General features: G+C 62.9%; 9 protein-coding genes. 2 read left to right on the top strand and 7 right to left on the bottom strand.

All coding sequences use genetic code 11. The features are described from left to right. Window positions 1-255: arylamine N-acetyltransferase (locus A3E77_RS09340; RefSeq protein ID WP_293645236.1), on the top strand; the 255-nt coding region annotated here is incomplete at its 5' end. A gap of 73 nt (window positions 256-328) precedes the next feature. Then, entirely contained in the window at window positions 329-1186 is an 858-nt protein-coding gene (locus A3E77_RS09335) for a TauD/TfdA dioxygenase family protein (RefSeq protein WP_293645234.1), read from the top strand. A 72-nt stretch (window positions 1187-1258) separates the two neighbouring features. Here A3E77_RS09335 and A3E77_RS09330 read toward each other — a convergent pair whose 3' ends face one another. The 7 genes from A3E77_RS09330 to A3E77_RS09300 all read right to left on the bottom strand — a co-directional run. Then, entirely contained in the window at window positions 1259-2086 is an 828-nt protein-coding gene (locus A3E77_RS09330; RefSeq protein WP_293645232.1) for a ThuA domain-containing protein, read from the bottom strand. Window positions 2087-2160: 74 nt separating this feature from the next. After that, a complete protein-coding gene (locus tag A3E77_RS09325; RefSeq protein WP_293645230.1) occupies window positions 2161-2616 on the bottom strand; it encodes a glycine zipper 2TM domain-containing protein in 456 nt (151 codons plus the stop codon). A 103-nt stretch (window positions 2617-2719) separates the two neighbouring features. Next, window positions 2720-3145: an NAD(+)--rifampin ADP-ribosyltransferase gene (arr, locus tag A3E77_RS09320; RefSeq protein ID WP_293645228.1), complete on the bottom strand. Its 426-nt coding sequence runs from the start codon at window positions 3143-3145 to the stop codon at window positions 2720-2722. Window positions 3146-3147: 2 nt separating this feature from the next. Next, the gene (locus tag A3E77_RS09315) at window positions 3148-3702 is read right to left on the bottom strand and encodes a hypothetical protein (RefSeq protein ID WP_293645226.1); all 555 of its coding nucleotides are present in this window, start codon (window positions 3700-3702) and stop codon (window positions 3148-3150) included. A gap of 98 nt (window positions 3703-3800) precedes the next feature. Continuing rightward, window positions 3801-4496 carry a 2'-5' RNA ligase family protein gene (locus A3E77_RS09310; RefSeq protein ID WP_293645224.1) on the bottom strand — a complete coding sequence of 232 codons (696 nt, stop codon included), beginning with the start codon at window positions 4494-4496 and terminating at the stop codon, window positions 3801-3803. A gap of 125 nt (window positions 4497-4621) precedes the next feature. Continuing rightward, window positions 4622-6262: a hypothetical protein gene (locus A3E77_RS09305; protein WP_293645222.1), complete on the bottom strand. Its 1641-nt coding sequence runs from the start codon at window positions 6260-6262 to the stop codon at window positions 4622-4624. Window positions 6263-6310: 48 nt separating this feature from the next. Then, window positions 6311-7203, bottom strand: an 893-nt coding sequence (locus tag A3E77_RS09300; RefSeq protein WP_293645220.1) for a phosphomethylpyrimidine synthase ThiC, incomplete at its 5' end; no start/stop codon positions are given.

Genomic DNA, 7203 nt, shown 5'->3' with positions numbered 1-7203 from the left:
GGAAACTGGTACACCTCGGCGCATCCGGGCTCGCATTTCCGCCACCAGCTGATCGCCGCGCGCACGACCGCGGAGGCGCGTTACGGCTTGCGCGACAATCGGCTGACGACGCGGCTCGTCGACGGGCGCGTCGACCGGCGCTACCTGACTGCCGACGAGATCAAACGGGCCTTGTCGGACATTTTCCTGTTGCCGGTGCGGCGCCACTGGCGCGCGGCGATCGAACGCGCCGCGACCGCAGAGATTGCCGGATAGCCGCAGGGCGGCTTGACTCGCTGCCGCCATGGCTTTCTCATGCCCCGACAAGAAAACAGCAGGAGCGGATGCCATGACCCTCGTTTCGTCGCAGCGGGTTTTCGACCGTCTGACGGTTGCGCCGATGACCCCGACCATCGGCGCCGAAATATCCGGCATCGACCTGAGAGACGAGCAGGATGACGCCACGATTGCCGAGATCCGCGCCGCGTTGCTCGCGCACAAGGTCGTCTTTTTTCGCGATCAGTTCATCACGCCCGAACAGCATATCGCCTTTGCGCGGCGCTTCGGGCCCCTCGAAATCCACCCCGCGACGCCGAAGGACCAGCCGAACCCGGAAGTGCTGCATATCGCGCACGGGCCCGATTCGCGCGGGCGCGAGAATTTCTGGCATTCGGACGTCACCTGGCGTGCCGAACCTTCGCTGGGGTCGATCCTGCGCGCGATCGAGGTGCCCGATGCCGGCGGCGATACGCTGTTCGCCGACATGGCGGCGGCGTTTCGCGGCCTGTCGCCCGCGATGCAGGACTGGTGCCGCTCGCTGACCGCGGTGCATGATATTGCGCGCGTGTTCGCCAAAAGGCTGGGCAAGAGCGCGCATGAATTGCACGAACAATATCCGCCGCAGCTTCACCCGGTGGTGCGCACCCATCCCGAGACGGGCGAACAGGCGCTGTATGTGAACACCGCCTTCACCAGCCATATCGAAGGCGTGTCGGCCAAGGAAAGCGAATGGTTGCTCGCCCATCTTTACGCCCAGGCAGCGGTGCCCGAAATCCAGTGCCGTTTCCGCTGGCGCGCGGGGTCGATCGCTTTCTGGGACAATCGTGCCGGACAGCATTATGCCGCGTCGGACTATTTCCCCGCGGTGCGGCGGATGGAGCGGGTGACGATCGCGGGCGACCGCCCCTTCTACCGCGACGAGCGGTGAAGCGGCGATCCCGGCGCTGATCCGCGTGGCGGTCGCAGGCCGTCCTGCCGAACCGGCGCGGGTGGAACCGGGCTAGTCGCAGCCCGTCCCCTCGCGGCGCGCAGCCCAGCCGATCGCGCCGTCGATCATCTGGAGATGCGGTCGGTCGGCCCACGCCTCGGCCATATGCCCCAGCGCCGAATAGAAGATGCGCGCACGGCCTTCGCAGCGCCACCAGATGAGGGCGTGGTCGCCCATCCGCAGCCGGGGTTCGAGCCGCATCGCCGTTTCGTCGAGGCGGGCGAGGATGTGCGCGTCGGCGGCGGGCGGGGCGTCCCAGCTGTAATATTCGTCGGTCCACCGCCAGTTCGCGGGCAGGTGGCGCGTCGCGGGATGGCGGCGGTCGGCGAGGATCAGCGTGGCGGTCTGGAACTGGTTGGCGCCGCCCGGATGGCCGGTGAATTGGCCGTTGCCGCGCATGTTGACGAACCAGTCGGGGTGGCTGCCGTCGCCCGCGCTGTGAAGGCCGACAAAGCCGCCGCCTTTGGCAATCCAGCCGCGAAACGCATCGCGCTGATCGTCGGTATAGATGTCGCCGCTGGCGTTGGCGAAGACGATGACGTCGAATTGGGCCAGGCTATCGGGGTTGAACACCGCGGCATTTTCGGTCGCGAAGCTGCTCCAGCCGCGCGCTTTCACCAAGGCTTCGATCGCGGGCACCGCCTGGGCGATGCTGTCGTGGCGATAGCCGTTGGTCTTGCTGACGATCAGCACCGCGGGACGGGTCATCGCGGGCAGCGGTGGCGGCACACTGTCCAGGGTCGGTGCCGGGCGCCGCGGGTCGGGCGCGACGGGGGCAGAGGCGGACCCCTGCGCGGCCAGCAGCAACAGCGCGGCGGCGAGTTTGGCGGCGGCAATCATTGACCTCTCCCGATCTTGACGGGCGGGAGGCTAATGACGCCGACGACGCTTCGCAAGCCGCCGCACCGGCGCCTTTAGCGGCAGCGCACCTCGTCGTTGCCGCTGCGTTCGATCGCGCGTCCGGCGACCGCGCCACCAACCGCGCCGAGCACCGTGCCCAGCGTCTTGGAATCACCGGGCGCGATGACGTTGCCGGCGATGCCGCCGACCACGCCGCCGACGATCAGCCCGGTCGAACCGTCGTTGCGGCGGCAATAATATTTGCCGTCGCGGCCGCGATAGACGCGGTCGTTGTTCGACAGGCGGCGTTCGCGATAGCGGCGGTCGTTGCGGTAATAATTGTCGGCATAATAGCCGCCATGGCGCGGGTCGGGGCGGTCATAATCATAGCGGCCATATTGGTCGTAAGCGCCGCGGTCATAATAGCCATAGCCGCCGTCGTCATACCCGCCCGCATAGCCGCCGGTCGAGGCGCAGGCGCCGAGCATCGCGGTGGCGGTGGCAAGGGGCAGGATCATCAGCTTGTTCATCGACGTCACTCCATGGTCGCATGCCGCGCCGCGGCGGCGGGCAGGCAGGCTTGTGGCCCCTCTGCTGGAATAGACCCGCGAACGGCGACGGGGTTCCGTGCGGTCAGTCGATGATGACGTCCTTCCCCGCTGCCTTCAGCTGCGCCAGGCTGGCCTTCATCGCGGCCAGCAGTTCGGGCGGGTGCGGGGTCCAGCGTTCGACTTCGCCGACGATGCGCAAGGGCGCCCGGCTGCGGTAGCTGCGCGTCGGGTTGCCGGGGAATTTCTGACCGGTGAGGTTGGGGTCGTCGAACCAGTCGCCGGTCGGCTCGACGATATAGATGCGTTCGCGCGCCTCACCCGCGGCCAGTTCGCAGCCCCAGATCGCCGATTCGAGCGCGGCGGAGAAATAGATCCACGACAGCGGCTTGTCGGCGGCGTGATTGCTCGTCCAGCCCGCGGCGAGCAGGTCGCCGATGCCCAGGTCGGCGCGGGTGCCGTGGTAGAAGGTGGCGCCCGCATCGGGGCCGTTCGGGGCGGTGTCGGCCATGCTCAATAGGCGTTGCGCGTCGTGCGCAGCGCCGCCTTGCCGTCCTTCCAGTTCACCTCGGCCGCGGGCTCGTCGGGCTGGCCGGGGGCGAAAAGTTCATAGACGATCATGCCGTCTTCCTGCGTGCTTTCGATGACGCGCGCGGGGGTGAAGGCGTCGGCGGCGGCGCCCGCGGCGGACCGCACCGGCGCGGGGGCGTCGGCCCAGGCGATGTCGCGCTGCATCTCGACCACCCTATAGGCGCCGGCCTCCTCGATCAGGTCGAGTTCGACGTCGCTGCCGTCGGGGCGCGTCCCCTCGACATCGTAAAAGACCTGGCCGCCGCGTTCCTTGCGCTCGGCCTCGGCGATTTTCATGCCGGGCACGCGGGCGAGCACGGCGTCGCGTACGCCGGGCGGCAGGTCGGCGGCCGCAACGTCGCGGATCGCGGCGGCGGGGCCGGCGGCGAGCACCGATGTATCGGGCGCGGCGGCTTCGGGCGCGGCGGGCGCCTCGGCCTTGCCGCACGCCGCGAGCGCGAGCATCGCACCCGCCATCAGCGCCCTATGTCCACGCATCGCTTTTCTCCCGTCGCTGGAAACCGATGTCACCCTATCGGGGGCGGCAACGCGAGTCGACCCGGCGCGGCGGCCGGGCGCGGGCGGCCCGCCAAAGTTCAGTAAAGATCAGCCCCTTGGCGACGCCGTGACGGCGGTATCGGGCAGACCAAGAAACGGGGCGGCGGGCGCAATTCAGGCGGATCAGCGGGACGGCGGCGGGAAGGAAGCGGACGCCGCCAGCGGCGCGCCCTTCCCGTCCGACGGGTGAAGCAGAGGGGGATATTGTAGGAAAGGGGTTTCGGGGCGCCGATGTGCGAAATAGGATCGGGCCGCCATTCCCCGCCAAGCCGCCAGCGGCCATGTTCGACATGAGTGGTCCGGCCGAGGATGCTTTCGGTCAGGATGATTTCATCGACCGTCCAGCCGATCGGCGGGATCTTCTGCGCGTTCAGGCGGTCGCCGCGATAGTTGATCGTGATGTGCGGTTCGGGGGTGGTGCCGTCCATGATCGGCGCCTTTTCGCGCAGCAGATGGTTCACCAGCGCCTTCTGGAACGCCCGCGCCTCGGCCAGCGGATCGCGCGTGCGCAAAGTCACCGCCTTGCGGTTTTCGATCCGGTCGAAGCGGAGCGGGAAAGGTGCTGATGCCAAGCTGTCCAGCGCGGCGATGGTCGCGGGCAGCCACTCGGGCGGCGCATAGTGCAGGTCGTAGAGCGAGATGAGCGTGACATGGAGGAAGTGCGGCCCGCGCGAAGGATCGTTGCGCGGCAGCGCGGTGATCTGCGCCTGCACCTCCGGCGGCGGCTTGGCCATGACATAGAGGGGGTTTCGGGCGCGCATGGGTAGGAGTGTAGCATGGAGTGGGGGTGGTGCCGACTGCATAGCCTGGACGCGCTGCAGGGAACATCGTAGCGACCACACCGCCGCACGGGCGTCGGCTACTTCTTGTGGCGGAACAGCAAGCCCATTGGCGTCTTTTGGATGTCCTTTGCTTCCTTGAATACGCTTTTTGCCTTTCCCGGAAGATCTTTCAGCTTCGGAGCGTCGAGTAGTTGATCTGCTGCAAAAGCGGCGGCGCCGACTACCGGAAGACCGGAAAATGCGGCGCCTACTTCAATGGAGCCTACCACAAGCCAAGTTCCAATATCTTTCCCTAGGAATGTCCATTTTTTCTTTCGTAATTCTTGAATTTTTTCTTGGTGCTTAGCGAAAGCTTCTTCGAGATTCTCGCCAATCTTGTCAGCTGTCCGAAAAAAGTTCTCGGGTTTCACTTTAGCAATCTCTTCGACGCCCGAAGAGAGCGTGGCACGAATTTCATCAAGCGCACCTTGGCGGCGCATTTCGATAAGTGCATCCGGAGGGATATCTCCCAGCCATTGAAATTCTGTAGACCCTAGGCTTTGAAGTCCGCGACTCATGTGGAGCGGTAATAGCTCATGTCCAAACCGAGTCGCACTGTATTCCATCTTCCAATTCAAATACTGCCACGACGTCGGTGCATCTAGCAGCGGAACTCCGCCCAAGTTTCTACTTTTTCCTAATATGTCATTAGCTTGCCGCATACGCCCAAATGACTGGTTCAGTATGTATATCCCGGGGTGTTGGCCTCCAGCGATGTCGCCATTGTCCGAGATGGCTTTCTTGATCTGATCGGGGAGAGGTTCTGTCCATTCGACGTCAAACAAGAGCCTCTCTCGATTTATGATTTCGGCTACAGCCTTTTCAGGCGTGTCGAGACGCGCAGCAAACTCGCCAGCCTCTTCAAAAGATGCAAATTTTCGGCCAAATAGGAGTTCCAGATGCTGGAAGAAATCGGGGAGTGATGCGTCAACAAGCATCTCGTCGGACTCTTCATCATGCGAAGAGTCGAATGGCAGTATGGCTACTATAGGAGGAGAAAAATCAGCCGTAGCTAAATCTTTGTACTGTAGAACGTTTAAGCCATGTTTTATGAACATGCGAACTGCCTCTTGCTTGTCCCATAGCGAGAAAAGGCGACGGCAATTCATAAACGGGTCCGTTAGGACTATCGTATCAAGGTATAATCCCGATGTTGATGCGATATTCTTGGTATATGAGGGGAAAAGATCTCCCCCAAAAACTCCCTTAGATCCGGTAAGATCTTGCAAATGATACTTTGCGCCTTCGGATAGTGTTTGCCAAAAATCTGTTAAATCTTCTACGAACTGTGGAATGTATTTGTAATTTTCGGATACTGACTTGCTATCTCTAGATACCGCCCACGCGACAGCCTGAGGGTGGCTGTCGCGCTCTTTCATCAGCCTAAAAAGGTCGCCGAACATATGTTCTATACGATCAAAATAGGCCTTTTGTATTTCTCGTAGAGAAGTAGCGTCCTTTATATCACTACGTTGTTTCATCATCGCGACGCCGAGAGCCAACGATCGTACCCGTGAATCCACCGTGGACAAATCGATCTCGCCATCAGGGCTATATTTTACGGCCTCAAGGCTCAAAGACATGTCATCGGCTAGGTGAGGCGCAAATTTGACTTCACCAGCTTCGATTTTGTCTCGAAGCAGCGCTAACCGGCGTCGCAATTCACTGTCATCGACCATTGAGTAACTCCTTGAGAAATTACTCAATGCATTGCCGGAGCCTAATATTCAATCATGCTCCCGGCCACCCGAGCCCATATACAGCTCGCGCCCGGTTTCCTCATAAACCTCGCTCATTTGCGCCATGCCCTTCTCCGCCTCTTCCGCGGCGATGAAGCCGGCGCTGTCCTGATTTTGCAGCTTGGCGAACTCGCGCACTTCCTGGCTGATCTTCATCGAGCAGAATTTCGGGCCGCACATGCTGCAGAAATGCGCGGTCTTGGCGCCTTCCGCGGGGAGCGTCTGGTCGTGATATTGCTCGGCCGTGTCGGGGTCGAGCGACAGGTTGAACTGGTCGCGCCAGCGGAATTCAAAGCGGGCTTTCGATAGCGCGTCGTCGCGGACCTGTGCGGCGGGGTGGCCCTTGGCGAGGTCGGCGGCGTGGGCGGCGAGCTTGTAGGTGACGACGCCGACCTTCACATCGTCGCGGTCGGGCAGGCCCAGATGCTCCTTGGGCGTGACGTAGCAAAGCATCGCGGTGCCGTACCAGCCGATCTGCGCGGCGCCGATGCCGCTGGTGATATGGTCATAGCCCGGCGCGATGTCGGTGGTGAGCGGCCCCAAGGTGTAGAAGGGGGCCTCGCCGCAGGCTTCGAGCTGTTTTTCCATATTCTCCTTGATCTTGTGCATCGGGACGTGGCCCGGCCCCTCGATCATCACCTGCACATCCTGTGCCCAGGCGCGCTTGGTGAGCTCGCCGAGCGTGTAGAGCTCGGCGAACTGCGCCTCGTCGTTCGCGTCATAGATGCTGCCGGGGCGGAGGCCGTCGCCGAGGCTGTAGGCGACGTCATAGGCCTTCATAATCTCGGTAATCTCGTCGAAGCGTTCGTAGAGGAAGCTTTCCTTGTGATGCGCGAGGCACCATTTCGCCATGATGCTGCCGCCGCGCGACACGATGCCGG

Origin of the sequence: Sphingopyxis sp. RIFCSPHIGHO2_12_FULL_65_19 (assembly GCF_001830555.1) — a bacterium.
GTDB lineage: Bacteria > Pseudomonadota > Alphaproteobacteria > Sphingomonadales > Sphingomonadaceae > Sphingopyxis.
Note: the sequence above shows the minus strand (reverse complement) of the source record. Positions and strands in the feature narration are given on the sequence as shown.

What these genes read in the sequence shown, in the direction of transcription:
- A3E77_RS09325 (WP_293645230.1), bottom strand. Translation starts at nt 2,616, where the DNA reads ATGAACAAGCTGATGATCCTGCCCCTTGCCACCGCCACCGCGATGCTC.
- A3E77_RS09310 (WP_293645224.1), bottom strand. Translation starts at nt 4,496, where the DNA reads ATGGCCAAGCCGCCGCCGGAGGTGCAGGCGCAGATCACCGCGCTGCCG.
- A3E77_RS09305 (WP_293645222.1), bottom strand. Translation starts at nt 6,262, where the DNA reads ATGGTCGATGACAGTGAATTGCGACGCCGGTTAGCGCTGCTTCGAGAC.
- A3E77_RS09335 (WP_293645234.1), top strand. Translation starts at nt 329, where the DNA reads ATGACCCTCGTTTCGTCGCAGCGGGTTTTCGACCGTCTGACGGTTGCG.
- A3E77_RS09315 (WP_293645226.1), bottom strand. Translation starts at nt 3,702, where the DNA reads ATGCGTGGACATAGGGCGCTGATGGCGGGTGCGATGCTCGCGCTCGCG.
- arr (WP_293645228.1), bottom strand. Translation starts at nt 3,145, where the DNA reads ATGGCCGACACCGCCCCGAACGGCCCCGATGCGGGCGCCACCTTCTAC.
- A3E77_RS09330 (WP_293645232.1), bottom strand. Translation starts at nt 2,086, where the DNA reads ATGATTGCCGCCGCCAAACTCGCCGCCGCGCTGTTGCTGCTGGCCGCG.